The organism is Specibacter sp. NPDC057265, from assembly GCF_042668835.1.
Classification (GTDB): Bacteria; Actinomycetota; Actinomycetes; order Actinomycetales; family Micrococcaceae; genus Specibacter.
The window spans coordinates 79,403-104,716 of record NZ_JBHUYE010000002.1 but is presented as its reverse complement, the minus strand read 5'-3'; the positions used below and the strand labels follow the sequence as shown (position 1 = coordinate 104,716).

At 63.8% G+C, this 25,314-nt stretch carries 25 protein-coding genes; 19 read left to right on the top strand and 6 right to left on the bottom strand.

From position 1 onward, the window contains the following. Positions 1–257: 257 nt before the first annotated feature. The 3 genes from ACFUCV_RS02420 (at position 258) to ACFUCV_RS02410 (ending at position 3,999) form a co-directional block, all read left to right on the top strand. Positions 258–1,214 carry a methylenetetrahydrofolate reductase gene (locus ACFUCV_RS02420; RefSeq protein WP_380811658.1) on the top strand — a complete coding sequence of 319 codons (957 nt, stop codon included), beginning with the start codon at positions 258–260 and terminating at the stop codon, positions 1,212–1,214. A 52-nt stretch (positions 1,215–1,266) separates the two neighbouring features. Continuing rightward, on the top strand, positions 1,267–3,582 hold the full coding sequence (gene metE, locus ACFUCV_RS02415; RefSeq protein WP_380811656.1) for a 5-methyltetrahydropteroyltriglutamate--homocysteine S-methyltransferase: 2,316 nt from the start codon (positions 1,267–1,269) through the stop codon (positions 3,580–3,582). 258 nt (positions 3,583–3,840) lie between these two features. Continuing rightward, on the top strand, positions 3,841–3,999 hold the full coding sequence (locus ACFUCV_RS02410; protein ID WP_380811654.1) for a hypothetical protein: 159 nt from the start codon (positions 3,841–3,843) through the stop codon (positions 3,997–3,999). A gap of 9 nt (positions 4,000–4,008) precedes the next feature. Here the strand turns inward: ACFUCV_RS02410 and ACFUCV_RS02405 are convergent, their stop codons facing one another. After that, a complete protein-coding gene (locus tag ACFUCV_RS02405) occupies positions 4,009–4,941 on the bottom strand; it encodes a LysR family transcriptional regulator (RefSeq protein ID WP_380811652.1) in 933 nt (310 codons plus the stop codon). A gap of 426 nt (positions 4,942–5,367) precedes the next feature. Between ACFUCV_RS02405 and nrdH the strand changes: the two genes are divergently transcribed. From nrdH to ACFUCV_RS02375, 6 genes are all read left to right on the top strand, one after another. Further along, entirely contained in the window at positions 5,368–5,616 is a 249-nt protein-coding gene (gene nrdH / locus ACFUCV_RS02400; RefSeq protein WP_380811650.1) for a glutaredoxin-like protein NrdH, read from the top strand. A gap of 130 nt (positions 5,617–5,746) precedes the next feature. After that, positions 5,747–6,223 (top strand): class Ib ribonucleoside-diphosphate reductase assembly flavoprotein NrdI, encoded by a 477-nt coding sequence (nrdI, locus tag ACFUCV_RS02395; protein WP_380811648.1) that lies wholly within the window; start codon positions 5,747–5,749, stop codon positions 6,221–6,223. Between the two features lie 14 nt (positions 6,224–6,237). Further along, positions 6,238–8,358, top strand: coding sequence for a class 1b ribonucleoside-diphosphate reductase subunit alpha (gene nrdE / locus ACFUCV_RS02390; RefSeq protein ID WP_380811903.1), 2,121 nt, complete (start codon positions 6,238–6,240; stop codon positions 8,356–8,358). 134 nt (positions 8,359–8,492) lie between these two features. Next, positions 8,493–9,482: a class 1b ribonucleoside-diphosphate reductase subunit beta gene (nrdF, locus tag ACFUCV_RS02385; RefSeq protein WP_380811646.1), complete on the top strand. Its 990-nt coding sequence runs from the start codon at positions 8,493–8,495 to the stop codon at positions 9,480–9,482. Continuing rightward, on the top strand, positions 9,482–9,949 hold the full coding sequence (locus tag ACFUCV_RS02380) for a hypothetical protein (protein WP_380811644.1): 468 nt from the start codon (positions 9,482–9,484) through the stop codon (positions 9,947–9,949). The genes nrdF and ACFUCV_RS02380 overlap by 1 nt, the downstream gene beginning before the upstream one ends. 105 nt (positions 9,950–10,054) lie before the next feature. After that, positions 10,055–10,597: an NUDIX domain-containing protein gene (locus ACFUCV_RS02375; protein ID WP_380811642.1), complete on the top strand. Its 543-nt coding sequence runs from the start codon at positions 10,055–10,057 to the stop codon at positions 10,595–10,597. Positions 10,598–10,650: 53 nt separating this feature from the next. Here ACFUCV_RS02375 and ACFUCV_RS02370 read toward each other — a convergent pair whose 3' ends face one another. Then, on the bottom strand, positions 10,651–11,649 hold the full coding sequence (locus ACFUCV_RS02370; protein WP_380811640.1) for an alpha/beta hydrolase: 999 nt from the start codon (positions 11,647–11,649) through the stop codon (positions 10,651–10,653). A gap of 231 nt (positions 11,650–11,880) precedes the next feature. Here ACFUCV_RS02370 and ACFUCV_RS02365 point away from each other — a divergent pair, with 231 nt between their 5' ends. From ACFUCV_RS02365 to ACFUCV_RS02355, 3 genes are read left to right on the top strand one after another with little or no spacing between them, the layout of a single operon-like run. Then, complete coding sequence (locus tag ACFUCV_RS02365) at positions 11,881–12,420, top strand: DedA family protein (protein WP_380811638.1); 540 nt, start codon at positions 11,881–11,883, stop codon at positions 12,418–12,420. 45 nt (positions 12,421–12,465) lie between these two features. Next, complete coding sequence (locus ACFUCV_RS02360; RefSeq protein WP_380811636.1) at positions 12,466–12,663, top strand: hypothetical protein; 198 nt, start codon at positions 12,466–12,468, stop codon at positions 12,661–12,663. Then, the gene (locus ACFUCV_RS02355) at positions 12,660–13,394 is read left to right on the top strand and encodes a biotin/lipoate A/B protein ligase family protein (protein ID WP_380811634.1); all 735 of its coding nucleotides are present in this window, start codon (positions 12,660–12,662) and stop codon (positions 13,392–13,394) included. The genes ACFUCV_RS02360 and ACFUCV_RS02355 overlap by 4 nt, the downstream gene beginning before the upstream one ends. A gap of 81 nt (positions 13,395–13,475) precedes the next feature. Here the strand turns inward: ACFUCV_RS02355 and ACFUCV_RS02350 are convergent, their stop codons facing one another. From ACFUCV_RS02350 to ACFUCV_RS02340, 3 genes are all read right to left on the bottom strand, one after another. Continuing rightward, the gene (locus tag ACFUCV_RS02350) at positions 13,476–14,096 is read right to left on the bottom strand and encodes an MBL fold metallo-hydrolase (RefSeq protein ID WP_380811632.1); all 621 of its coding nucleotides are present in this window, start codon (positions 14,094–14,096) and stop codon (positions 13,476–13,478) included. After that, entirely contained in the window at positions 14,093–15,181 is a 1,089-nt protein-coding gene (locus ACFUCV_RS02345; RefSeq protein WP_380811630.1) for an S-(hydroxymethyl)mycothiol dehydrogenase, read from the bottom strand. Before ACFUCV_RS02345 ends, ACFUCV_RS02350 begins: the two co-directional genes overlap by 4 nt. Before the next feature lie 80 nt (positions 15,182–15,261). Then, a complete protein-coding gene (locus ACFUCV_RS02340) occupies positions 15,262–15,519 on the bottom strand; it encodes a mycoredoxin (protein ID WP_380811628.1) in 258 nt (85 codons plus the stop codon). A gap of 129 nt (positions 15,520–15,648) precedes the next feature. Here ACFUCV_RS02340 and ACFUCV_RS02335 point away from each other — a divergent pair, with 129 nt between their 5' ends. Next, complete coding sequence (locus ACFUCV_RS02335; protein ID WP_380811626.1) at positions 15,649–16,374, top strand: SOS response-associated peptidase; 726 nt, start codon at positions 15,649–15,651, stop codon at positions 16,372–16,374. A gap of 11 nt (positions 16,375–16,385) precedes the next feature. On the opposite strand, the gene ACFUCV_RS02330 is transcribed toward ACFUCV_RS02335, so the two are convergent. Continuing rightward, complete coding sequence (locus ACFUCV_RS02330) at positions 16,386–16,892, bottom strand: GNAT family N-acetyltransferase (RefSeq protein WP_380811624.1); 507 nt, start codon at positions 16,890–16,892, stop codon at positions 16,386–16,388. 275 nt (positions 16,893–17,167) lie between these two features. Here ACFUCV_RS02330 and ACFUCV_RS02325 point away from each other — a divergent pair, with 275 nt between their 5' ends. The 6 genes from ACFUCV_RS02325 (at position 17,168) to pdxS (ending at position 25,292) form a co-directional block, all read left to right on the top strand. Continuing rightward, positions 17,168–17,521 (top strand): hypothetical protein, encoded by a 354-nt coding sequence (locus tag ACFUCV_RS02325; protein ID WP_380811622.1) that lies wholly within the window; start codon positions 17,168–17,170, stop codon positions 17,519–17,521. Continuing rightward, positions 17,514–21,065, top strand: a complete 3,552-nt coding sequence (locus tag ACFUCV_RS02320; RefSeq protein ID WP_380811620.1) for a DNA polymerase III subunit alpha — start codon at positions 17,514–17,516, stop codon at positions 21,063–21,065. The genes ACFUCV_RS02325 and ACFUCV_RS02320 overlap by 8 nt, the downstream gene beginning before the upstream one ends. Positions 21,066–21,074: 9 nt before the next feature. Next, entirely contained in the window at positions 21,075–23,087 is a 2,013-nt protein-coding gene (gene thrS / locus ACFUCV_RS02315) for a threonine--tRNA ligase (protein ID WP_380811618.1), read from the top strand. Further along, entirely contained in the window at positions 23,084–23,650 is a 567-nt protein-coding gene (locus ACFUCV_RS02310) for an HIT family protein (protein WP_380811616.1), read from the top strand. Before thrS ends, ACFUCV_RS02310 begins: the two co-directional genes overlap by 4 nt. Before the next feature lie 11 nt (positions 23,651–23,661). Next, entirely contained in the window at positions 23,662–24,288 is a 627-nt protein-coding gene (gene pgsA, locus ACFUCV_RS02305; RefSeq protein WP_380811614.1) for a phosphatidylinositol phosphate synthase, read from the top strand. 101 nt (positions 24,289–24,389) lie between these two features. Continuing rightward, positions 24,390–25,292: a pyridoxal 5'-phosphate synthase lyase subunit PdxS gene (gene pdxS, locus ACFUCV_RS02300; RefSeq protein ID WP_380811612.1), complete on the top strand. Its 903-nt coding sequence runs from the start codon at positions 24,390–24,392 to the stop codon at positions 25,290–25,292. The last annotated feature ends 22 nt before the right edge of the window (positions 25,293–25,314 follow it).

Genomic DNA, 25,314 nt, shown 5'->3' with positions numbered 1-25,314 from the left:
GGGTGTCCTGACTGCTTAGGATGATGACAACGTTAGTTCCTCAACGTGTGTCAGCGACTTCCAGAAGCACTTGGAGGTGTGGGTGCCCCCATGTGGGCCTGACATTTGCCGGTGGAGCCGCGCGGGACGGGCAACAATTGTTGACCCAGTCGCCATGCGCCGCCTTCATCTGAAGTTCTCATGACAAAAGATTGTCCTTGCCGCCGTGTGTTCTAGACACTCCGCGACGAGGCCAACCCCTTCTCAAGGATGCGCAAATGTCCCCACCCAGCCTTATTCAAAGCACCGCTCCTGTCTCCCACCCGGCGCCCATAGCCCTGTCCTATGAACTTTTTCCGCCACGCAACGAGGCCGCGGCCACCGCCTTGTGGAACACCATTCGGGAGCTGGAAAGCACCAACCCCGACTACGTGGCGGTGACCTACGGTGCCAACGGCAGCAACCGCGACACCGCCGTTGACCTGTTGGACCGGCTGCTCACCGAAACCTCCCTGCGGCCCCTGGCACATTTGACCTGCGTGGGAAACACCGCCGATGAACTGGCCGGCACCATTTCCACACTCCTGGAGCGCGGCGTGCGCGGGATCCTGGCCCTGCGCGGGGATCTGCCCGGCAATGCGCCGGCCGAGCCCCGCCCCGGCGCCCTGAACTATGCCCAGGACCTCATTGAACTCATTCGCCGGGTGGAACAACGCCGCTCGGCACTTCTATGTGCCGGAAAGGTGGCAATTGGTGTGGCGGCCTACCCGGCACGCCATCCGGAATCGCCGTCCGAGGAACATGACATTGAGGTGCTTCTGGCCAAACAACGCTCCGGGGCGGACTTCGCCATCACGCAGGTGTTTTTCCACCCCGGGCACTACAGCAATTTAGTGGCCCGGGCCCGCCGCGCCGGGGTCACCATTCCCATCATTCCAGGGCTCATGCCACTGACCAGCCTGCGCCGGGTGCTCCGGCTGGGGGACATGACGGGCGTGGCGCCGGAGCCGGCGCTCCTGGACGCGCTGGGCCGGGCCGGCGATGCCGCTGAAAGCAGGCGCATTGGGGTGGCGGCGACGGTGGATCTGGCCCGTGCAGCCCTGGATGCCGGCGCCCCCGGCATCCACCTGTACACCTTCAATGAACATGCCGCAGCCCTGGACGTGCTCGACAAATTGCAGCTGCTGCGCCCCGCAGCCGTTCCCCCTGCAGCCCGCGGTCTTGTCACGGCCTAGCCCGTGTGAGTGAACTTTTTTCATCTTGCTTTCCCAATTCAAAGGATTTTCCATGTCACATACAGCGTCTTTCCCCTCCGCCTCGCTTCTGGGCTACCCCCGCATTGGCCGCCGCCGCGAATTAAAGAAGGCCATTGAGGCTTTTTGGGCCGGCACCATTGACGCCGCCGAGCTGGAAGCCGCCGCCAGCAGCATCCAGCTGGGCATTGCCCGCCGCCTGAGCGGGCTGGGCTTGACCGAGCCGGCGGCAATTCCCGGGACCTTCTCCTACTACGACCAGGTGCTCGACGCCGCAACGCACCTGGGAGCTGTGCCGGCACGCTTTGGCGAGCTGCACAATGCCCAGGGCCAGTTGGACATCAACGCCTATTTCACCCTGGCCCGGGGCACTGCCGAGCAGCAGCCGCTGGAAATGACCAAGTGGTTCGACACCAACTACCACTACCTGGTGCCGGAAATTGGTCCGGAGACCAACTTTTCACTGAGCTCCACCCGGGTGGTGGAGCAGTTTGAACTGGCTTTGGCCAACGGCTTTGAAACCCGTCCCTACCTGGTGGGACCGGTGACATTCCTGCTCTTGAGCAAGGCCAGCGATGACGCCCCGGCCGGATTCAACCCCCTCTCCCGCCTGGAGGACGTGCTGCCGGTCTATGCCGAACTGCTCAGCCGCCTCGGTGCCGCCGGAGCCAGCTGGGTTCAAATTGACGAACCGGCCCTCGTGGCCGACCAGGACGTGCCCGTGGCGGACATCCAGGCCGCCGTGGCACGCTCCTACGAAGTGCTTGCCGCCGCGCCCGGCCGCCCCGCCATCCTGGTGTCCACGCCGTTCGGTGCGCTGAGCGATTTGCTGCCCACACTGGCTGCCGCACCCATCGAGGCCCTGCACCTTGATGCCTTCAAGGGCGCCGTGCCCGCCGCGGAGCAGCTGGCACTGCTGAACGGCAAGACGGTGGTTGCAGGAGTGGTGGACGGCCACAACATTTGGCGCAACGACCTGGCCGAGTCCGTTTCCCGGCTCGAAGCCATCCAGGCCGCCGGCCTGAAGGTGGCGGTCTCCACCTCCACCTCCACCCAGCACGTCCCACACGACGTTCAGGAGGAAGTCCAGCTCCCGGCGGAACTGCGCAGCTGGTTGGCCTTCGCCGACCAAAAGGCCGTCGAAGTGGTGACACTGGCCGCCCACCTGAAGGACCCGGCGTCGTCCGCTGCCGCCATTGCCGAAGCCACAGCCGTCATTGCCTCCCGTGCGGTGGCCCCCGGCGTCAAGCGCCCCGAGGTGCGTGCCCGCCTGGCAGCCCTGAAGCCGGAGGACTTCAACCGTGCCGCGTACCCGGTCCGGGAAGCGGCCCAAACGGCGGCCCTGGACCTGCCTGCGCTGCCCACCACCACCATTGGCTCCTTCCCGCAGACCGGTGAGATCCGCAGTGCCCGGGCCCGCGCCAACAAGGGGGCCATCACCGCGGCGGACTACGCCCAGCTGATGAAGGATGAAATCAAGCGGGTCGTGGAGCTCCAGGAGGAACTGGACTTCGACGTGCTGGTCCATGGCGAGCCCGAACGCAATGACATGGTGCAGTACTTTGCCGAGAACCTGGAAGGCTTTGACGTCACAGTCCACGGCTGGGTGCAATCCTATGGCAGCCGTTGCACCCGCCCCTCCATCCTCTGGGGTGACGTGACCCGCGGGCAGGCCATCACGGTGGAATGGGCCAGGTATGCGCAATCGTTGACCAACAAGCCCATGAAGGGCATGCTCACCGGCCCGGTGACCATCTTGGCGTGGAGCTTTGTCCGTGACGACCAGCCCCTGGGCGACACCGCCAACCAGGTGGGCCTGGCCCTGCGGGATGAAATTGCCGATCTTGAAGCCGCCGGCATTAAGATCATCCAGGTCGACGAGCCCGCCCTGCGTGAGCTGCTGCCGCTGCGCCGTGCCGACCAGGCCGCCTACCTGGACTGGTCGGTGAACTCCTTCCGGCTCGCCACCGCCGGTGCCGCTGATGAAACCCAGATCCACACCCACCTGTGCTACTCCGAATTTGGTGTCATCATTGACGCCATTGACGGGCTCGACGCCGACGTGACCAGCATTGAGGCCGCCCGCTCCCGCATGGAAGTGGTCAACGATCTGGAAAACCACGGCTTTGGCCGCGGCGTGGGACCCGGGGTCTATGACATCCACAGCCCCCGCGTCCCCGGCCAGGCCGAGGTCAGCGAACTGCTGGGCACCGCCGTCAAGCACGTGCCCGCCCGCCAGCTGTGGGTCAACCCCGACTGTGGGCTGAAGACCCGCGGCTACGCCGAAACCGAGGAGTCGCTGCGCAACCTGGTCAAGGCCACCAAGGAAGTCCGCGCGCAGCTGGTCTAGGGGCAATCCCCCACACCAAACCTGGTGACAGCGTCCCGGGCCCACCCCTGCCGGTGGGCCCGGGACGTTTTTTTGCCGCCCGGGCCGCCCCTCAGCAATGCCGGGGACAAGCCGTTGCCACTGTTCGTCTTTAGCGAAGCTGAATGGGGCCGGGCGGACTTTGGGAGCCAAACGTCCTCGGAGGCCCCTGAACTTGGGGGTGCCGGCGGCGTATCTGTCCATCCCGGGCCTGCCCTTTGGGGCGTGAAGGAAAGCGGCATGGGCAGCCATCACGGGCGCCACCGCGGTGTGGGCAACCTGCACCGGAAGTCAAGGGTGGACAAGCCCCTGGCGCCGGAGACCCCGAAGCGGCCCAGGGGCAGGGGCCCGGGGCCCGCGCCGGCGCAGATGCCGGCACCGGATGCCGGCACGCCCTGACCGGGCCCGCTACAAGGTGGCGTCCACCCGGCTTTGCTGCGTCAGCTCCTGCATGATGGCCGCGAGCTTGTCCACAAACAACTCCACCCGCGCCGTGCGGTTGTCATTGAGCAGCAAGGCAAAGACATTCCTGGCCAGGCGGATGTCGGGCACGTCCAGCACCACCACATTCTCCGGGCATCCCTGCAGCGCCAGCTCGGGCACCAGGGCCGCACCCAAGCCCACACTGGCCAGCTGCAGGCTGGCATTGAAGTCGTCGCTGTAGGCCACCACGCGCGGGTGGAGGTTGCAGCTGGCGAACAGGCGCTCAATGACGGATGCATCGCTGGTCCCGGGATGATGCATGATCCAGGGCATGTCCGAAAGCTGTGCCGCCGCCATGACGGAACCGGGCCTGATGCCCCAGGACCGGGGGAGCACCACGCGGAAATTGTCGTCGCCGATCCACTGCCGGCCCAGCTTGTTGGGCCAGGCCAGACCCGATTGGCCCACCTGGTACACCAGCGCCACATCCAGCTCCCCGCCGCTGCGCAGCCCGCCAATGGTCTGTTGCGGCTCACCCACCGACACGTGCAGTTTGATGCCCAGCCCGGACCAGGCGCTGCTTGCCAGCAGACGGGGCAGCACATGGGTGGCCAGGGAGGGAAAAATGCCCAGGCGCAGTTCATGTTCGGCCCCCTCGCCGGTGCCTGCGCTCGCAGCCAGCAGGGCGTCAATGTCAGTGAGGACCTTGCTTGCATGCCGGGCCATGATCAGGGCCGCCTCGGTGGGCTTCACGCTGCGGGCCGAACGCTGAAAAAGGACCACGCCGCTGTCCCGCTCCAGCGTGGACATTTGCTGGGAAATGGCCGACGCCGTGTACCCCAGGGCCGTGGCGGCGGCGGCAAAGGAGCCGCGGCGCACCACTTCCAGAAGGGTGTGCAAATGCATGGGATTAATCACTGCCGCATCCTTTGCTGCTGTAGGTGGCTCCGCCCAGCTTAGACGTAAGCTGTGATGTTGGCGCGCCAAAGCAGGCCGGAGGCGGCGGTGCCTGCGACACGCCGGAGAAAGCGACACGCGGGCAAAATTTAATGTGTGCAACTCCTCCACAAGCTGTGGACATCTTGGTTTTAACCTTGAGTTCACGGGCTTTTAAAATTTTCCGGCTGTGGACTGGCACCGTGTTAAATGACATACTTGTAATACATCATGTAGGGGTCAACCTCGGGCCCCTGCACTACATGTAGTATCTATACATGATTCAAGCGGTTCCCCAGGGAGCCGCCAAAATGGCCCGAAGCTGCCCGGAACCCGCGCAAAAGCGCCAGGAACCGCAGACAGCCAGCCGGGCCGCCAGAGGCAGTTAGAGAACAAGGGGAAACAATCATGACCGTCACGGTTTACACCAAACCTGCGTGCGTCCAGTGCAATGCCACCTACCGCGCATTGGATAAAAAGGGCATCTCCTACGAGAGTGTGGACATCTCCACCGACCCTGCAGCCTTGGCGCATGTGTTGAGCCTGGGCTACCAGCAGGCACCGGTGGTCATCACCGATGCAGACCACTGGTCAGGTTTCCGCCCCGACAAGATCGCTGAACTGGCCGCCGCGCTCGAAGACGCCAGCGTAGCCTGATCCACCGCCGTGCCGGGCGGACGGCGTCGGCCGCACGGCACCATGGTTCATGTCCGTCTCGGGCGCTCCGGCGGGCCCGGTGCAAGCAGCGGCCGGCCCCGCACCAGCAGGCAGTGGGAAAGTGATTGTGATGTCAGCAATTGCAGCAAAAAATGCTGTGGACGCGGCCAGCGGCGTGCAAACCAGCAGCCGGTTGATCTACTTTTCCTCGGCCTCTGAAAACACCCACAGGTTCGTGGTGAAATTGGGGGTTGAGGCAGCCCGGCTGCCCCTCTACACGGCCGCAGAAACGCTCTTGGCGCAGGAGCCCTTTGTTCTGGTCCTTCCCACCTACGGCGGGCAGACACGACGCGGGGCAGTGCCCAAGCAGGTCATTAAGTTTCTCAACGTCCCCGGCAACCGCGGGCTGATCCGCGGCGTCATCGGCGCCGGAAACACCAACTTTGGAAATCATTATTGTCTGGCCGGGGACATAGTCGCCGAAAAATGCCAGGTACCGCATTTATACCGCTTCGAACTCATGGGCACCTCTGATGATGTGGACCGCGTTCGCGCAGGATTGGAAGAATTTTGGACACGATTGTCTCAGCAAAGGACTCAACAGTGAAGGCCTCCAAGGACATGCCGGCAGCGTGGGAGGGCCTGGGTTACCACGAGCTCAACGCCATGCTGAACCTGTACAACGCCCAGGGCGAGATCCAGTTCGACGCCGACCGCGCCGCAGCCCGCCAGTACTTTTTGCAGCACGTGAACAACAACACGGTGTTTTTCCACGATCTTGAGGAAAAGCTTGAATATCTGGTGGAGAACGAATACTACGAGCCCGAAACGCTCCAGCAGTACTCCATGGACTTCATCCGCGGGCTGTACCAGCGCGCGTACAAGAAGAAGTTCCGCTTTGAGACCTTCCTGGGCGCGTTCAAGTTCTACACCTCCTACACGCTGAAGACCTTTGACGGCAACCGCTACCTAGAGCGCTACGAGGACCGCGTCTGCATGGTGGCCCTGCACCTGGCGCGCGGCAACGAGGAGCTGGCCCAGAACATTGTCGATGAAATCATTGACGGCCGCTTCCAGCCCGCCACCCCCACCTTCCTGAACGCCGGCAAGGCCCAGCGCGGCGAGTTGGTCTCCTGCTTCCTGCTGCGCATTGAAGACAATATGGAGTCCATTGGCCGCTCCATCAACTCGGCCCTGCAGCTTTCCAAGCGCGGCGGCGGGGTAGCCTTTGCGCTGACCAACATCCGCGAAGTGGGTGCGCCCATCAAGCAGATCGAGAACCAGTCCTCCGGCGTCATCCCCGTGATGAAGCTGCTCGAGGACAGCTTCTCCTACGCCAACCAGCTCGGCGCGCGCCAGGGCGCCGGGGCGGTGTACCTGCACGCCCACCACCCGGACATCAACCGCTTCCTGGACACCAAGCGTGAAAACGCCGATGAGAAGATCCGCATCAAGACCCTCTCCCTGGGCGTTGTGGTTCCGGACATCACCTTTGAGCTGGCCAAGCGCGACGAGGACATGTACCTGTTCTCCCCGTACGACGTCGAAAAGGTCTACGGCATGCCGTTCTCCGACATCTCGGTCACCGAGAAGTACTACGAGATGGTGGACGACGCCCGCATTAAGAAGACCAAGATCAAGGCCCGCGAGTTCTTCCAGACCCTGGCCGAGATCCAGTTTGAGTCCGGCTACCCGTACATCATGTTCGAGGACACGGTCAACCGCGCCAACCCCATTGACGGCAAGATCATCATGAGCAACCTGTGCTCGGAGATCCTGCAGGTTTCGGCCCCCACCGCATACAACGACGACCTCTCCTACGCCGAGACCGGCAAGGACATCTCCTGCAACCTGGGTTCGCTGAACATTGCCAAGGCCATGGATTCGCCCGACTTCGGCAAGACCATTGAAACCTCCATCCGCACCTTGACGGCGGTGTCGGACATGTCCAACATCACCAGCGTCCCCTCGATCGCCAAGGGCAACGACCAGTCGCACGCCATTGGCCTGGGACAGATGAACCTGCACGGCTACCTGGCCCGCGAGCGGGTCCACTACGGCTCCGAAGAGGGCCTGGACTTCACCAACATCTACTTCTACTCGGTGGTCTACCACTGCATCCGGGCCTCAAACCTGTTGGCCATTGAAACCGGCACCACCTTCGCCGGATTCGAGAAGTCCACCTATGCCAGCGGCGCGTTCTTCGACAAGTACACAAACCAGGCGTGGGTTCCGGCCACTGCCAAGGTGGCGCAGATGTTTGAAGGCATCCACATCCCCACCCAGGAGGACTGGAGCGCGCTGAAGGCTTCCGTGATGGAGCACGGCATCTACAACCAGAACCTGCAGGCCGTCCCGCCCACGGGCTCCATCAGCTACATCAACAACTCCACGTCCTCGATCCACCCGGTGGCTTCGAAGATTGAAATCCGCAAGGAAGGCAAGCTGGGCCGCGTGTACTACCCGGCCCCCTACCTGACGAACGACAACCTGGAGTACTACCAGGATGCGTACGAAATTGGTTTTGAGAAGATCATCGACACCTACGCCGCTGCCACCCAGCACGTGGACCAGGGCCTGTCCCTGACCTTGTTCTTCAAAGACACCGCCACCACGCGTGACATCAACAAGGCCCAGATCTACGCCTGGCGCAAGGGCATCAAGACCATCTACTACATCCGCCTGCGCCAGCTCGCGCTGGAGGGCACTGAGGTGGAGGGCTGCGTCAGCTGCATGCTGTAGCAACCTTGGCATTAAGCCTGTCCTTTAGTGGGTAGGTTGGCGCACCACAACTGAAGAGCACGACGGCGGGTGGCTCCCGCCGTCGTGCCTTTGACTTAAGATTGACTGGGCCCTGCGCGGTCACTAAATGTTTTATGAGGAGAGCAATGACACCGGACAAGCTGAAGTTGGCGAGCCACGTAACGGCCATCAACTGGAACCGCATCCAGGATGAGAAGGACGTTGAAGTCTGGAACCGCCTGGTGAACAATTTCTGGCTGCCGGAAAAGGTGCCGCTGTCCAACGATGTCCAGTCGTGGGCCACGCTGACCCCGGAGGAGCAGCTGCTGACCATGCGCGTGTTCACCGGCCTGACGCTGCTGGACACCCTGCAGGGCACGGTGGGCGCCGTCTCGCTGATCCCGGACGCCCTCACCCCGCACGAGGAGGCCGTCTACACGAACATTGCGTTCATGGAATCGGTGCACGCCAAGAGCTACTCCTCCATCTTCTCCACCCTGTGCTCCACCAAGGAAATTGATGAGGCCTTCCGCTGGTCGGTGGAAAACCCGAACCTGCAGAAAAAGGCCCAGATCATTGAGTCCTACTACTACGGCGACGATCCGCTCAAGCGCAAGATTGCCTCCACGCTGTTGGAGTCCTTCCTGTTCTACTCCGGCTTCTACCTGCCCATGTACTGGTCCTCACGGGCCAAGCTGACGAACACCGCCGACTTGATCCGCCTGATCATCCGCGACGAGGCAGTGCACGGCTACTACATTGGCTACAAGTACCAGAAGGGTCTTGAGGGCGTCTCCGAGGAGCGCAAGGAAGAGCTGAAGGCCTGGACTTTCGAGCTCATGTTTGAACTGTACGAAAACGAGGTCCAGTACACCCACGATTTGTACGATTCCGTGGGCCTGGCCGAGGACGTGAAGAAGTTCCTGCACTACAACGCCAACAAGGCGCTGATGAACTTAGGCTACGAGGCCATGTTCCCCTCCGCGGTGACGGATGTGAACCCGGCGATTCTGTCCGCGCTCTCCCCGAACGCGGATGAGAACCACGACTTCTTCTCCGGCTCCGGCTCCTCCTACGTCATTGGCAAGGCCGTCAACACCGAAGACGACGACTGGGACTTCTAGTGTCCTGCCACCTGGGGCTGCTCCCGGCCAAGAATGAATTCAAATGGCTCATCCTGGAGCGGGGACCCCGGGGTGAAGTGGCGCATGTTTCGAGCAAAAAGGTCGAAATTCCGCAGCTGGGCCGCCGGGACCTGGAGTTGGCCTGGACTTATGCGAATGTCATTGAAACCTTCGGGCCACTGGGCATCGCTTCAGCATGTGTGATCCAGGGTGCGCTGGCTAAAAGCAACAACGAATCCGTTCTTGCCCGCGCGCAGGTGGAAGGTGTGGTGCTGGCAGCCCTTGCGTCGTTGAAGGTTGATGTGACGTCGCTGAAGAAGGCCGGTTTGGTGACGGAGTTTAATTTGAAAAGGAACAGCCCTTTGGAGCTGATCCCCGATTTGCCTGCCCTGCGGACGGGTAATGGACTGCAGAAGTATTTTGATGAACCGTTGGCGGCCGCGCTTGTGGCAGCCAACGTGCCGTGATGTGTGCATCCACAGCCGGTCCCGAGAAAATGCATGGCAGGGATCCCGGTGCAGGTGCTGTAGCCAATCCATAGTTGTTGCTCTGTAACTGGTAAAGGGGAGGACATGGTGGGAACACCTCCAAACGAGGGTGCTGCGGCCCGTTTTGCGCAAGATGCCGCGGCGGCTGTGCGGCCGGGACACCTGCAGAGTTCACCAGAGCCCAGTGAAGCCTGGGTGGAGGGGCCTGCGGGAAAGTTTTGGGGCCGTTGCGGTTCCGCCGGACTGCTGGCCTACGACGCCGGCCGGGGGGTCCTGCTCCAACACCGGGCCCTCTGGTCCCACCACGGCGGGACGTGGGGTCTGCCCGGCGGCGCGCTGCGTCCGAACGAAGCCGCCATTGATGGTGCACTGCGGGAGTCGTGGGAGGAGGCGGGGGTGCCTGCGGCCAATGTGTCAGTGCTTTTCACCTCCGTCTGGGACGTGGGTTATTGGAGCTACACCACCGTGGCGGTCGCTGTGGACGTCCCCTTTGAGCCTGTCATTAGTGATCCGGAAAGCCTGGCGCTGGAATGGGTGCCACTGAAGGATGTGGCCACCCGCCCGCTGCACCCGGGTTTTGCAAAGGCATGGCCCATGCTGCATGCCCGCTTGGCTGCCGGCAACTGACAGTGCCGCGGTGCGTCCCCGGAGCTGCGGGCGCAGCGTCCTTGACGGAGGTGTCATTGGCCCAGCGAGGCAACAAAAGCCAGGCTGGCCTGGGAAATTTGGGCTCGGGCATCGTCATGGGAAATTGTGGGTTCGCCGTCGCCCCGCTGTGGCCCGTAGTCACCAAAGTCCGCGTGCACGCCACCTTCAATGGTTGTGAAGACGGCGTGCCCTGGCAGCGTGGCCCTTGCAGCTTCAAGTTTTTCGGCTGTGGCCAATTGGTCGTTGGCGGAGGAGACGGAAAGCACGGGCAGCGGCACAGTGCTCATGTCAGCGGCCGGGTAGGACGCAAAGAACAAGACACCGGCCACGGCGTCGTCCTTTTCCTCGGCAAAGGACTGCGCATCAAGGGCGGCCACCACGCCCCCGAGTGAATGCCCGCCCAGCACCCAGCGCTGTACCGGCGGGTACTGGTTTTGCGCTGCCGTAAAACTGCCGGTGGACAGAAAGGCGATGCCCAAGGGCTGCTTGGGAATCACGACCGTGTGGCCGTTTTCAGCCAACGGCCGCAGGATCGCGGCGTAGGCCCGGGCGTCAACGAGGGCTCCGGGCTGGAAGAACACCCCCACCGTGCTGGGAGTGCCCGCAGCGGTCATCACGATCCGCGTGGGGGTCTCCGTGACCGTGACTTTGTCATCGGATGTCATGGCCACCAAAGCCGCGGTTGTTGCGCTGTAGGGAACCAGCCACCAAATCAAGGCCAACACCGCGCACGACGCCAGCACAGCCATTCCTCTCAGGAACACAAATCCACCTCGCGTGGGAGCCGGCCTTCGCCAGGAACGCACGGCGGCAACCAGGCAGGCCAGGAACGCAAGCCCCAACAAAACTGCATACGCCAGGTGGCCATGGACCAGCATGTCACCGGTGGAGATGGCCGCCCAGAGGGTGAGGGCAACCCCGAGGGCGGATACGCAGCGTACTGTCCAGAAGAGGAGCACGTCCCTGCGCCGGTTGGTCCGGCCGCCTTCCGCTGCTGCTTCAGTGGCGGGATTTGATTCCTCGGCTGTCATTTTTTTCACTCCACATTGAGGGCTTGGGCCAAGACTTCATTATTCCCCGGGGGCAGCCGCTGGGGCGGTGCCGTGCCCACGGCCTGGATAAGAGAATTGTCACGTCGATCCGGACCCGGATCGGCGTGGCCAAATTAGGGCTGGTGCGGCCGCTTTCGATAGGATGATGGAAGGCTAATAGCGCAGTGTTTTGTTGCTATATTATTTTTCTACCCAGGGGCGGCGCACATTATGGAAAGCATCACCTCCCTTCCCTTCATCTGGGCCTTTCTGGCCTTGTTTTGCATTGTCATGATGCGTGCCAATGCCACGTACTGGGCCGGCCGCGGTTTGGCCGCCGGTGGACGCAAAACCACATTGCAAAAACACCTCGATTCCCCGGCAATGCTGCGTGCGGAGAAAATCATTGCCCGCTGGGGCGCGCCCGCCGTGAGTGTGAGCTTTTTGACCATTGGCGTTCAGACAGCTGTGAACATGTCAGCCGGGCTGGGCCGGATGCCCCTGCGCCGCTACATTCCCGCCACTGTTGTTGGCTCCTTGGCCTGGGCCGGCATTTACGCCACCATTGGACTGGCCGCCTTTGACGCCGCACTTTCAGCCGCCGCCGGCTCGCCGCTGGCCCTGCTGGCACTGCTTTTGCTGGCAGCGGCCGCAGCTTTGGCCCTGCACCTGTTCCGCGTCTCCCGCAGCCGCAGGCTTGACCGGAGCGCCTTGGCGGACTGCCCCGTCATGGGGCAGGAAACCGTCCATCCCGTGGTGCCCGGAGCCTGACGGGATGGTGGGGCGCCGGCCGCTGCAGCCGGTAGAGTCTTAGCCATGCCGGAGACCACCACAAGCACCACCGCCGCCGCCAAAGCGTCCCGTCGCCACCGTGGCCGCACACTGGACGCGCGGGCAGCGTCCGCCGCCGTGCGTCTGCCGGGGTTGATCCCCCCGCCGCCCGCACGTGCCCAGGGATCCGTTGGACCCCTGGCACAGATCCCCACGGCTCAACCCCTCACGGCCGCCCCGTGAGCGTGGTGCTGGCGAGCCCGCTGGAAGTCCACAGGCAATGGGTCAATCAAGGCGCCGAAGCTGACCTTAACTTTGCGCTGGAATTGTTGAACCAGGTCAAAACGGGACAGCGGAACGCCATGTTGCGCCTTTACCGTCCCGAACCCACAGTGGCCTTTGGTCAACGTGACACCCGCCTGGCCGGCTTCGCTGCCGCCGAACAAGCCTCACGGGACAACGGCTATGTGCCGGCCGTGCGGCGTGCCGGTGGCAGGGCCGCGGCCTATCATCGGGGCACCCTGGTGGTTGACCACATCCAGCCTGCCGAGGACGCCATCGCAGGGGCCAAGGAGCGCTTTGGCTTCTTTGGCGGGCTGTTTGCCGGCGCCCTGGGCTCGTTGGGCGTGGATGCCGGTGTGGGGGAGATCCCCGGGGAGTACTGTCCGGGCGAATTCAGTGTTTACGGCCGCGGCCCCACGGGCTCCGGTGCGCCCCAGGAGGCCCGCATCAAGCTCATTGGCACTGCCCAGCGCGTGGTGGCGGGAGCCTGGCTGTTCAGCTCGGTCATTGTTGTGGAAGGGTCCGCGCCGATCCGCAAGGTCCTCACCGACAGCTATGCAGCCCTTGGCCTGGCGTGGGATCCAGCCACGGCCGGCGCAGCCGAGGACCTGCTTCCGGGCATCACAGTTGACGCCGTGGAAGCGGCGGTCCTGGCAGCCTATGCACAGCACACGGAGCTGATCGATCCCTAGCCGGCCACCCGGCCCAGCCAAAGAGCAGCTGCGGCAAGGATCCTTGCATCAGCTGCTCTTTGGCTACGGGGCCGTGGGGCCTTACTGCTGGGCAGCGGCAATTCCCGGGGCCTCGGCGGCCACGGTCGTGGAATCGCCGTGGCCGGTGTTGACCACGGTGTCGCCGGGCAGCGTCATGAGCTTCTCCGCAATGGAGCGCACAATGGTGGGGTGGTCGCTGTAGGAGCGCCCCGTGGCTCCCGGACCCCCGTTGAACAAGGTGTCCCCGGTAAAGACAGTGGCCAGATCCGGCGCGTAATAGCAGGTGGAGCCGGGGGAGTGGCCCGGGGTGTGCAGCGCTGTCAATTGCGTGCCGGCAACACTGAAGATGTCCCCGTCGTGCACTTCATGATCCGGCGCCGAGTCCTGGTACACGGCCTCCCACAACATGGTGTCCGCAGGGTGCAGGTGGATGGGCGCGCCGGTGGCGGCAGCCACTTGGCGGGCGGCCTTGATGTGGTCGTCATGGGCGTGCGTGAGCAGCAGGGCCAGCACCTTGCGCCCCTTGACCGCGGCAATGATGGCCCCGGCATCATGCGGGGCGTCAATGATCAGGCACTCTTCGTCATTGCCCACAAGCCACACATTGTTCTCCACCTCCCAGGTGCCCCCGTCCAGGGAGAAGGTGCCGGAAGTGATGAGGCGTTCAATGCGCGCGCTCATGCGAATTCCACCACCGAACGCAGCACCGATCCTTGGCCCATCTTCGTGAACGCGGCCTCAATGTCATTGATGGTGATGCGTTCGCTGACAAAGGCGTCCAGGTCCAGCTTGCCCTGCCTGTACAGTTCCACCAGCATGGGGAAGTCCCGGGACGGCAGGCAGTCTCCATACCAGGAGGACTTCAGGGAGCCGCCGCGGCCAAAGACGTCCAGCAACGGCAGTTCCAGGGTCATCTCCGGGGTGGGCACCCCCACCAGAACCACCGTGCCGGCCAGGTCGCGGGCGTAGAAGGCCTGCTTGTACGTCTCGGGACGCCCCACGGCGTCAATGACCACATCGGCACCGAAGCCGCCAGTGAGGTTTTGGATGGCTTCCACGGCGTCCGCCTGGGAAGAGTCCACCGTGTGGGTGGCGCCCAACGCCTTGGCGGCCACCAGCTTCTGCGGATCGCGGTCCACGGCAATGACAGTGGTGGCCCCGGCCAGGACGGCGCCGGCAATGGCTGCAGCGCCCACCCCGCCGCAGCCAATGACCGCCACGGAATCGCCGCGCTTGACGCCGCCGGTGTTGATGGCGGCACCAATGCCGGCCATGACCCCACAGCCCAGCAGGCCGACGGCGGCGGGGTCGGCATCGGCGTCGACCTTGGTGCACTGGCCGGCGGCGACGAGGGTCTTTTCAATGAACGCGCCAATGCCCAGGGCGGGGGAGAGTTCCGTGCCGTCTTCGAGGGTCATTTTTTGGGTGGCGTTGGCGGTGTCAAAACAATACTGGGGCTGGCCCTTGGCGCAGGCGCGGCAGATGCCGCAGACCGCGCGCCAGTTCAGGATGACGCGATCGCCGGGAGCCACATTGCTGACGCCTTCACCAACGGTGTGGACCACGCCCGTGGCCTCATGGCCCAGCAGGAAGGGGAAATCATCACTGATGCCGCCCTGCTTGTAGTGCAGATCGGTGTGGCAGACGCCGCTGGTGAGGATGTCCACCAGCACCTCGCCGGGGCCGGGATTGGGCACCAAAATGGTTTCGAGGGTGACCGGTGCGTTCTTGCTCAGAACCACTGCACCAACGACTTTGTGAACCATGAACAAGCTCCTTGTAAAAAAATGGCCGTGTCCCCGTCGGACACATGGGGTTCCTGACAGGGTACACGGCTGCTGGGAAGTTAGACGGCCAGGCGTTCCTTGACATCGTTCAAGGACGGGTTGGTGGCCGCGGTTCCGTCGGGGAACAGCACGGTGGGGACTGTTTGGTTGCCGTTGTTCAGGCTTTCCACCAGTTCGGCCGTGCCGGCAACCTCTTCAATGTTGATTTCCGCATAGCCAATGCCGGCGGCGTCAAGCTGCTTCTTCAGGCGCTTGCAGTAGCCGCACCAGGTGGTGGAAAACATGGTGATGGTGCCGGCGTCGGGGGTGAAATCCACGGTAAATGCTCCTTGTGCTTGGCTGAACTGTCTTAAAAAACCCAGGCGGCATTGCCTGCCGTGCCTTTAATGGTGGATAACGTCCACGGCAGGGGTGCATATTCCCGTACATGTGCAACCATGGATTGCATGTGCGGACGTTATGTCATGGCCCGGGCCGCCGGCGACCTGGTGGCTGAACTTGAAGCGGAGGCCGACGCCTCCCTGGAACTGCGGGCCTCGTGGAATGTGGCGCCCACCACCGATGTGCCCATTGTCCTGGAGCGGATCATTGACGGCGCCGTGCACCGTCAGATCCACGTGGCCAAGTGGGGGCTGGTGCCTGGCTGGGCCAAGGACCCCGCGGTGGGCGTGCGCGCCTTCAATGCCCGCAGCGAGACGGTGCTGGAAAAGCCCACTTTCAGGGCCGCCATCAAATCCCGGCGCTGCGCGGTGCCTGTGGAGGGTTATTACGAATGGAAGAAACTTCCTGACGGCAAAAGCAAGCAGCCGTACTTTGTGCACACCCCCGGAGGGGAACTGATCACCTTTGCCGGCCTGTATGAGTGGTGGAAGGATCCGGGCAAGGACGACGGCGCCGACGACCAGTGGCTGCTCTCCTGCTCCATTCTCACCATGGCCTCACCCCCCTCGGGGGAGCTGGCCAGCCTGCACGACCGGCTGCCCGTGCCCCTTAGCGGCGAGGGGCTTGGGCAATGGCTGGACCCGGAAAACAAAACCCCGGGGCCGCTGCTTGATGCGGCGTTGGACCAGGCATGGGAACTGGCCGCAGCGTGGGTTTTGGATCCGGTGGCTGCAGCGGTGGGAAATGTCCGCAACAACGGCCCCGAATTGATTGCGGCCGTGGCGCCCTGAAAACCAGGTGTTTAGTCGTCCAGTTCCTCCGGGGACCAGCGGCGGAAGTCCAGGGACAGGTACAAGGCCAGGGCTGCTGAGTTGGTCTCCTTGACCCGCAGCGCCAGCATCTCCCTGCCTTCATTGAATAAGGAATCCAAGGTGGCCAGCACCAAGTCCTCGGCGATGCCCTTTCTGCGGTGCCCCCGGTCGGTGACCAGTTCAAAAATGAAGGGACCTTTTGGAGTGTCGGCCCCCGCCGCATGTTCCACCACGAGCGCCGCGGCCACAATGTTGCCCGCCTCATCCAGGGCCACATGGGACGCCTCGGGCATGAATGGACCATATTTGCCCGCCAGGGAGTCCTGCATGTCAGCCATGGCCGCTTCCAAGGTGTCACCGGCAACGCCGGCGTCGTAGGCGGTGAAATACAGTTCGCCCAGACGTGCCACATCGGAATCCTGAACATTGCGGTAGGCGATCTTCAGGTCCCGTTCCAGAGGGGAGGTTTTGGCGATGAGGGTGACCATGTCAGTCATGGAACGCTCCTTAAAGTTCGAAGTTTTTCAGGCAGCGCCGCTGGGCGGATGACCTTTAGGCCATGCTATCCCCCAAGGCAGGGCGCAGCCATTTAGCTGCAGCTTTGTACGAAACTTGTAACGTTTCCACGGCCCATTTTCCCGGGCGCGGTTCTTTCCGCGTGAGGTTGAGCGTACACTTAATCCCATTAGAATATATGTACTAATACAACCGTTTGGATCGGAACGTGCATCATGGTTCCTCCTTCCGGACCGCGGCGAGGAAGGTGGCACCCATGGGAATGTTCACGGAAGGCGTCACGGTGCAGTGTTCCCCGGTGGGAACTCCGCAACAGCTGCTGTGGCGTGGACAGTGGTGGACTGTGGCCCCGGATCCGCTGTGCTGGTATGAACGCCAACCCTGGTGGGAGCGGGAAGTGCGCATGCCTCCGGGGGAAGGCATCGGCAAGGTGGACATCCGGATATGGCGGCTGCAGATCACCCCGGAGGGGCCCCCTGCACGCGGCAGCCAGGGGGCGCCGCCCGGGCTGACCCTGGATGTGGTGCAGCAGCGCCCCAGCAACCAGTGGCGCGTGATCAAGATCCATGACGCCGTCGATGATGTCTATAAGGATCAAGACAGTGCCTAAGTTTGTCCATTTGCATAGTTCTTCGGCGTACAGCGCCCACTACGGCGTGTCGTGGCCTGCGGAACTGGCCCAGGCCGCGGCGGTGGACGGGGATGCGCTCGCCATTGCGGACAGGGACGGCCTGTACGGGATGGTTAAACACGTCAAAGCCTGCATGGAGGCGGGCATTGATCCGATTGTGGGTGTCAATGTTGCCATTGTGGAGGAAGGCCCCCAGGGCCTGGTTGCCAGCGGCCGGGTGGTGGTCCTGGCCCACGGGAGCGGTTTTCCAGCCCCGGCGGCGGGTTACGCGGCTCTGTGCCGGCTGGTGTCCCTGGCCCACACCCGCACCCAGGTGGGGGTGACGCTGGAGGAACTGGCCGCCGCCGTGGTTGATCCCGGGACGGGGAGCAACGCCCTGACGGTGCTGCTGGGGCCCTTTTCCCCGGTGGCGCGGGAGTTGGGTGGCCGCCGGTACCTGGTGCCGCGGACCCGCTTCATTGCCTGGCGGCGCATCATGCCCCCGGGATCCCTGGTGGTGGAGCTGGTCAGCCACCTCAGCGCCCCGGGCGATCCCCTCAGCACAGCCCACGCGGTGCGCATGCTGAAATTGGCGCAGGAGTTCAATGTCCCGGCGGTGCTGAGCAACGCCGTGCGCTATGCCCACGAGGAGGACGCGGCCACCGCCGACGTTTTGGATGCCGCCCGCAACATTGCCCCGTTGAAACAGCTCCACGAGATGCAGCCCACGGCGCAGGCATGGCTCAAGGGCGCCGCCCGCATGGAGCTGGTGGCGCAGGAAATTGTGCGCCAGGGCGGATATGGCGCAGCTGAATTGGGCCAGCTGTGGGCCAACACCGCCGCGGTTGCCGACAAATGCCGCCTGGACCCTGCCGCTGACCTGGGCTGGGGCACACCCCGCACGCCCGAGCTGGATGTCCTGGGATTGACGCAGCCCCCCGGCAGGGAACTGCGCCAACGCACCGAATCGGGGTTCAGCCAGCGTTTTGGCCACCTGTCAGGGAACGAACGGGGGCGGGTGCGCCACCGCTTGGACACCGAACTTGCCACCATTGGCAGCCTGGGGTTTGACTCCTACTTTCTGACGGTGGCCGAGGTCTCGGACATGATCAAGGGCATGGGCGTGCGCCGCGCGGCGAGGGGTTCCGGGGCGTCGTCGTTGGTCAATTACCTCCTGGGCATCAGCGCCGTGGACCCGGTGGCCAACGAACTGCTCTTTGAGCGCTTTTTGTCCCTGGACAGATCCACGCTGCCCGACATTGACGTGGATGTTGAAAGTGCCGAACGCCACAACGTGTACAGGCGCATCTTTGACAGGTTCGGGCCCCAGCGGGTGACGCTCATGAGCATGCAAAACAGTTACCGTGCCCGCGGTGCCGTGCGCGACGCCGGTCTGGCCCTGGGCATGGAGCCGGAGGAAATCGACAGGATCGCCAAGCAGCTGTGGCGGTTCTCGGCCGGGTCCTTCCGGGAGGCGTTGGCGGAAAAGCCTGAACTGCGCGACTTTGCCGCCCAGGTGCGCAGTTCCCGCGGTGATGTTGGGGACGGGTTCAGCGGGGACACCGGCGACGCCGGGGCCGGGTTCAGCGGCGACGCCGGAGACGGGCGGGCCGGGCGCAGGGGCGGCCAGCTGGATTTGCTGGTGGATCTCACCGAACGCCTGGACAGGCTCCCGCGGCACATCTCCATGCACCCCTGCGGGGTGATCCTGGGGGATTCCACCTTGTTGGCGCGCACCCCCGTGCAGCCCAGCGGACTGGGCCTGCCCATGAGCCAGTTCGACAAGCACGACATGGACGCCATGGGGATGCTTAAACTCGATGTGCTCGGGGTGCGCATGCAAAGCGCCATGGCCCATGCCGTGCGCGAGGTCATCCGGCTCAGCCCCACCAAGGCGGAGGTGGCAGCCCGGGGCGGGCACCCCCGGGACGCGCCCTTCATCGCGGACAACGGCGCCATTGACCTGGACGCCATCCCGCTGGATGACGAACCCACCTTTGAACTGATCCGCAGCACCCACACACTGGGATGTTTTCAAATTGAATCCCCGGGACAGCGGGAACTCGTGGGAAAAATGGCCCCGGAAAGGTTCAGCGATCTGGTCATTGACATTTCCCTGTTCAGGCCCGGACCCATGCAGTCCAACATGGTCAAGCCCTACCTGGAAAGCCGCGCCGGTTTCGCCAAGCCGCACTACGCCCACCCGGATCTGATCCCGGTATTGGCCCAAACACACGGGGTGACGGTGTTCCACGAACAAGTGCTGCACACCTTCAGCACCATGACCGGCTGCAGCCTGTCCAAGGCCGATGAGTTCCGCCGCCGGCTGGGCCATCCCACCGGGCAGGGCGCAGTGGAGGCCTACTTCAGGGACCACGCCGCCGCCAGGAACTACAGTGCGGCCGTGATTGACACGGTCTGGGAAACCCTGGCAGCGTTCGGCAGCTTTGGTTTCTGCAAGGCCCACGGCGCCGCCTTTGCCGTGCCCACCTATCAGTCCGCATGGCTTAAGGCCCATCATCCGGCCGAGTTCATGGCCGGATTGTGGGAACACGATCCCGGCATGTACCCGCGCCGGCTGCTCGTTGCCGAGGCGCGGCGCATGGGCATCCCCATCCTGCCCCTGGACATCAACGCCAGCAGCGGCCAATACCTCGCCGAACGCACACCCACCGGCGCCACCGGGGTCCGGCTGAGCCTGGCCGGAGTCTATGGACTGTCCAAAACCGAGCTCAAACGCATCCTGGCCGGACAGCCCTATGCCTCCCTGGCCGATGTGCGGGACCGTGCCAGGCTCAGCCGGCCCACCCTCAAACGGCTCGCACAGCTCGGCGCCTTGGACTCACTGCACCGCAATGCCCAAAACCTTACGGGGAACACCGCCAACCGCGCCGACCTGGTGGCCCATGTCAACAGCCTGCCCGTGGCCAAACAGGGGCGGCGCAGTGAACCCATCGCCGGGCAGCTGGCCCTGCCCATGGAGGATCTGGAACTCGGTGCGCTCGCAGCCACCCACCCGGAGGATGATCTGGCGCAGACCCTGGGCACCGAGCTGGACCTGCTGTCCATGGATGTCAGCGCCCACCTGATGGACAGTTACGTTCCGCTGCTGAACAGCCTGGGCGTGCGCCGGGCCAGTGAGCTGCTGGGCCTGCGCAACAACACCGAAGTGCTGGTGGCGGGGGTGCGGGTGGCCACGCAGACCCCGCCCATGCGCAGCGGAAAGCGGGTGGTGTTCATCAGCGTCGATGACGGCACCGGCTGCGTGGATGCCACCTTCTTTACCCAGGCGCAGGAAAAATCCGGGCCGCTGCTTTTTGGCACCCGGATGCTCTTGATCAGGGGGCTGACCCGCCGGACCGGTCCGCGCGGCATGACGGTGCAGGCCCTGGAGGCGTGGGACCTGCAGGACACCGCCGGACTGCCCCTGCCGCGGACCCCGGAACCGGGTTGGTTGGGGCCCGCGCAAACCGATACCATCAAGGAGGCCCACAGCAACCCCCGTATGTTGCTTAAACATGGGGCCGGACAGATCAATACCTAGGAGTTAAACGTGCCAGTGGATTCACTTATCACCATCAAGGTCGACGGCGTTGCGGCTGAGGTGGCCACCGGCACCACCGGCGCGGAACTGTTCTTTGAACGCCGCGAGGTTGCGCTGATGCGTGTGGAGGGTGCCCTGAAGGACCTCTCGGCTGAACTGAGCGGCGGTGAATCCGTGGAAGCCGTCACCATTGATTCCCCGGACGGCCTCAATGTGCTGCGCCACTCCACCGCCCACGTCATGGCCCAGGCCGTGCAGGCGCTGCGCCCCGACGCTAAGCTGGGCATTGGCCCCTACATCACCGACGGCTTCTACTTTGACTTTGACGTTGCCGAGCCCTTCACCCCCGAGGATCTGAAGACGCTTGAGAAGATGATGCTCAAGATCGTCAACCAAAACCAAAAGTTCGTCCGCCGCGTGGTCTCCGAAGATGAGGCCCGCGCCGCCATGGCCCAGGAGCCCTACAAGCTGGAGCTCCTGGGCAAGAAGAACGACGACGCCGCCACCGCCGCCGAGGGCGTGAACGTGGAGGTGGGTGCCGGGGAAATCACCATCTACGCCAACGTTGACCGCAAGAGCGGCGAAGAGCTCTGGTGCGATCTGTGCCGCGGCCCGCACCTGCAGAACACCAAGCTGATCTCCAACGCCTTCGCCTTGACGCGCACCTCCGCCGCCTACTGGTTGGGCAATCAAAACAACCAGCAGCTGCAGCGCATCTATGGCACGGCCTGGCCCACCAAGGAGGCCCTGAAGGCCTACCAGGAGCGCATTGCCGAGGCCGAACGCCGCGACCACCGCAAGCTGGGCGTGGAACTTGACCTGTTCTCCTTCCCCGACGAGCTGGGCTCGGGCCTGCCGGTGTTCCACCCCAAGGGCGGGATCATCCGCAAGGAGATGGAGGACTACTCCCGCAAGCGCCACGTCGAGGCCGGTTACGAGTTCGTCTACACCCCGCACATCACCAAGGCCAATTTGTATGAGGTTTCCGGGCACCTTGACTGGTACAAGGACGGCATGTTCCCGCCCATGCACGTTGATGCGGAGCTGAACGGGGACGGCACGGTGCGCAAGCCCGGGCAGGACTACTACCTCAAGCCCATGAACTGCCCCATGCACAATTTGATCTTCCGCTCCCGCGGACGCTCCTACCGGGAACTGCCGCTGCGCCTGTTTGAATTCGGTTCCGTCTACCGCTACGAAAAGTCGGGCGTGGTCCACGGCCTGACCCGCGTGCGCGGCATGACCCAGGACGATGCGCACATTTACTGCACCAAGGAGCAGATGAAGGATGAGCTCACCGAGACGTTGAACTTTGTCCTGTCCCTGCTCAAGGATTACGGCCTGGAGGACTTTTACCTGGAGCTCTCCACGAAGGATCCGGAAAAGTTTGTGGGCTCGGACGAGATTTGGGAGGAAGCCACCAGGACCTTGGAAGAAGTGGCCACGGCCTCCGGCCTGGAACTTGTGGCCGATCCCGGCGGCGCCGCGTTCTACGGTCCGAAGATCTCCGTGCAGGCCAAGGATGCCCTGGGCCGCACCTGGCAAATGTCCACCATTCAGCTGGACTTCAACCTGCCCGAGCGTTTTGAGCTGGAATTCCAGGCCGCCGACGGCACCCGCCAGCGCCCGGTCATGATCCACAGGGCACTGTTTGGTTCCGTGGAACGCTTCATGGGCGTGTTGACCGAGCACTACGCAGGCGCCTTCCCGGCCTGGCTTTCACCCGTGCAGGTGGTGGCCATCCCCGTGGCGGAGGCGTTCAACGACTACATGTTCGACGTGGTCGCCAAGCTCAAGGAGCAGGGCATCCGGGCGGAGGTGGACATGTCCAGCGACAGGTTCCCGAAGAAGATCCGCACCGCCAGCAAGGACAAGGTCCCGTTCGTGCTGATTGCCGGCGGGGACGACGCCGAAGCCAACGCCGTGTCCTTTAGATTCCGGGACGGCAGCCAGGACAATGCAGTGCCGGTGGATGAAGCCGTCCGCCGCATTGTCGAAGCCGTCAGGAACCGCGCGGCATGAGTGAATCCGGTGGGGCGCCCCAGCCCGTTGATGTTGATGATTTTGAACTCCCCGGAGTTCCTGACGCCTTCCAACGGCTGTGGACGCCCCACCGGATGGCCTACGTCAAGGGCGGCCAGGAGAAGGTCACAGGCACCCACAACTGCCCGTTTTGTGCGGCACCTGACCGCAGCGACGCCGAATCCCTGATTGTTTTCCGCGGGAAACTGGCGTTTGTGGTGCTGAACCTCTATCCGTACAACCCCGGCCACCTGCTGGTGTGCCCCTACCGGCACGTGCCCGACTACAGCGATCTGACGGTGGCGGAAACGGCCGAGTTCGCCGAGCTGTCGCAGCAGGCCATGCGGGTGCTGCGGAAGGTCGCCAACCCGTCCGGGTTCAACCTGGGCATGAACCAGGGCATGACCGGCGGCGCCGGCATTGCCGCCCACCTGCACCAGCACGTGGTGCCGCGCTGGGGCGGGGACGGGAACTTCATGCCCATCATTGCCGGAACCAAAGCCATCACCCAAACCCTCGACGATGTCCGTGCGCAGGTTTCTGCCGCATGGGACAGCGTCTAAGAAGGCTTCCCATGCTGAACAAATATGCCCGGGCGCTGTTTGCCGCCATCTTCACCCCGGTGGCCGCCCTGCTGGTCAGGATGAAGGTTTCCCCCGACGCCGTCACTGTCATCGGCACGCTGGGCGTGGCCGCCGGCGCCCTCATCGGCTATCCGCTGGGGGAGCTGTTCTGGGGCACGGTGGTTGTCACCGTCTTTGTCTTCTCCGACATCATCGACGGGCTCATGGCCCGGATGATCGGGCGCAAAGGCAACTGGGGCGCGTTCCTGGACTCCACCCTGGACCGGGTGGGCGACGGCGCCGTCTTCGCAGGCATTGTGGTGTGGTTTTACACCGGCGGAGACAATCACTTCATTGCCGTCATGGCCCTGCTGTGCCTGGTTCTGGGCTCCATAGTCTCCTACGCCAAGGCCCGTGCCGAGGGCCTGGGAATGACTGCCAATGTGGGCATTGCCGAACGCTCCGACCGGCTCGTGGTCGTCCTGGTGGCGACCGGACTGGTGGGGCTCGGCCTGCCGGAGGTGGTGCTGGCGGTGGTGCTGGTCCTGCTGGCCCTGGCCAGCCTCATCACGGTGTTTCAACGCGTGGGCACCGTCCGCCGCCAGGCCCATGACGCGGTGGCGCACATGGGGCAGTAACACTCATTTATCTGCCTGGAAGGGCCCGGAATAGACTCGCCATACCCCGCGCAAACACAGTGGCGGGTGTATTCCATTGTTCCTTTGCAGAGGGGTTTTTTGTGTCAACATCTGAGGTAACACCCGTAACCGGCAGCAGCAGGGTCAAGCGCGGCATGGCTGACATGCTCAAGGGCGGCGTCATCATGGACGTGGTCAACGTGGAGCAGGCCAGGATTGCCGAGGACGCCGGCGCCGTGGCCGTCATGGCACTGGAAAGGGTCCCGGCCGACATCCGCGCACAGGGCGGCGTTTCCCGTGCCAGCGATCCGGACATGATTGATGCCATCATTGCCGCCGTCTCCATCCCCGTGATGGCCAAGGCCCGCATTGGCCACTTTGTGGAAGCCCAGGTTTTGGAATCCCTCGGTGTTGACTATGTAGACGAGTCGGAGGTGCTGACCCCGGCCGACTACGAGCACCACATTGACAAGTGGAACTTCAAGGTTCCCTTCGTCTGCGGCGCCACCAACCTGGGGGAGGCCCTGCGCCGCATCAACGAAGGTGCCGCCATGATCCGTTCCAAGGGCGAGGCCGGCACCGGAGATGTCTCCAACGCCACCGGCCACATGCGCAAAATCCGCACCCAGATTGCCCAGCTGGCGGCACTTCCCGCCGACGAGCTGTATGTGGCCGCCAAGGAACTGGCCGCACCCTACGAGCTGGTCAAGGAAGTGGCGCAGGCGGGCAGGCTTCCCGTGGTGTTGTTCACCGCCGGCGGCATTGCCACCCCGGCCGACGCCGCCATGATGATGCAGTTGGGTGCCGACGGCGTTTTTGTGGGTTCGGGCATCTTTAAATCCGGCAACCCCGCCCAGCGCGCCGCCGCCGTGGTCAAGGCCACCACCTTCCACGACGATCCCGCGGTCATTGCCGAAGTCTCCCGCGGCTTGGGAGAGGCAATGGTGGGCATCAATGTCGCAGACATTCCCGAACCGCACCGACTGGCCGAACGCGGCTGGTAACTGACCTCCCCACCGCCGCCGC

What these genes read in the sequence shown, in the direction of transcription:
- ACFUCV_RS02420 (WP_380811658.1), top strand. Translation starts at nt 258, where the DNA reads ATGTCCCCACCCAGCCTTATTCAAAGCACCGCTCCTGTCTCCCACCCG.
- metE (WP_380811656.1), top strand. Translation starts at nt 1,267, where the DNA reads ATGTCACATACAGCGTCTTTCCCCTCCGCCTCGCTTCTGGGCTACCCC.
- ACFUCV_RS02410 (WP_380811654.1), top strand. Translation starts at nt 3,841, where the DNA reads ATGGGCAGCCATCACGGGCGCCACCGCGGTGTGGGCAACCTGCACCGG.
- nrdH (WP_380811650.1), top strand. Translation starts at nt 5,368, where the DNA reads ATGACCGTCACGGTTTACACCAAACCTGCGTGCGTCCAGTGCAATGCC.
- nrdI (WP_380811648.1), top strand. Translation starts at nt 5,747, where the DNA reads ATGTCAGCAATTGCAGCAAAAAATGCTGTGGACGCGGCCAGCGGCGTG.
- nrdE (WP_380811903.1), top strand. Translation starts at nt 6,238, where the DNA reads ATGCCGGCAGCGTGGGAGGGCCTGGGTTACCACGAGCTCAACGCCATG.
- nrdF (WP_380811646.1), top strand. Translation starts at nt 8,493, where the DNA reads ATGAGGAGAGCAATGACACCGGACAAGCTGAAGTTGGCGAGCCACGTA.
- ACFUCV_RS02375 (WP_380811642.1), top strand. Translation starts at nt 10,055, where the DNA reads ATGGTGGGAACACCTCCAAACGAGGGTGCTGCGGCCCGTTTTGCGCAA.
- ACFUCV_RS02370 (WP_380811640.1), bottom strand. Translation starts at nt 11,649, where the DNA reads ATGACAGCCGAGGAATCAAATCCCGCCACTGAAGCAGCAGCGGAAGGC.
- ACFUCV_RS02365 (WP_380811638.1), top strand. Translation starts at nt 11,881, where the DNA reads ATGGAAAGCATCACCTCCCTTCCCTTCATCTGGGCCTTTCTGGCCTTG.
- ACFUCV_RS02360 (WP_380811636.1), top strand. Translation starts at nt 12,466, where the DNA reads ATGCCGGAGACCACCACAAGCACCACCGCCGCCGCCAAAGCGTCCCGT.
- ACFUCV_RS02350 (WP_380811632.1), bottom strand. Translation starts at nt 14,096, where the DNA reads ATGAGCGCGCGCATTGAACGCCTCATCACTTCCGGCACCTTCTCCCTG.
- ACFUCV_RS02345 (WP_380811630.1), bottom strand. Translation starts at nt 15,181, where the DNA reads ATGGTTCACAAAGTCGTTGGTGCAGTGGTTCTGAGCAAGAACGCACCG.
- ACFUCV_RS02335 (WP_380811626.1), top strand. Translation starts at nt 15,649, where the DNA reads ATGTGCGGACGTTATGTCATGGCCCGGGCCGCCGGCGACCTGGTGGCT.
- ACFUCV_RS02330 (WP_380811624.1), bottom strand. Translation starts at nt 16,892, where the DNA reads ATGACTGACATGGTCACCCTCATCGCCAAAACCTCCCCTCTGGAACGG.
- ACFUCV_RS02325 (WP_380811622.1), top strand. Translation starts at nt 17,168, where the DNA reads ATGGGAATGTTCACGGAAGGCGTCACGGTGCAGTGTTCCCCGGTGGGA.
- ACFUCV_RS02310 (WP_380811616.1), top strand. Translation starts at nt 23,084, where the DNA reads ATGAGTGAATCCGGTGGGGCGCCCCAGCCCGTTGATGTTGATGATTTT.
- pgsA (WP_380811614.1), top strand. Translation starts at nt 23,662, where the DNA reads ATGCTGAACAAATATGCCCGGGCGCTGTTTGCCGCCATCTTCACCCCG.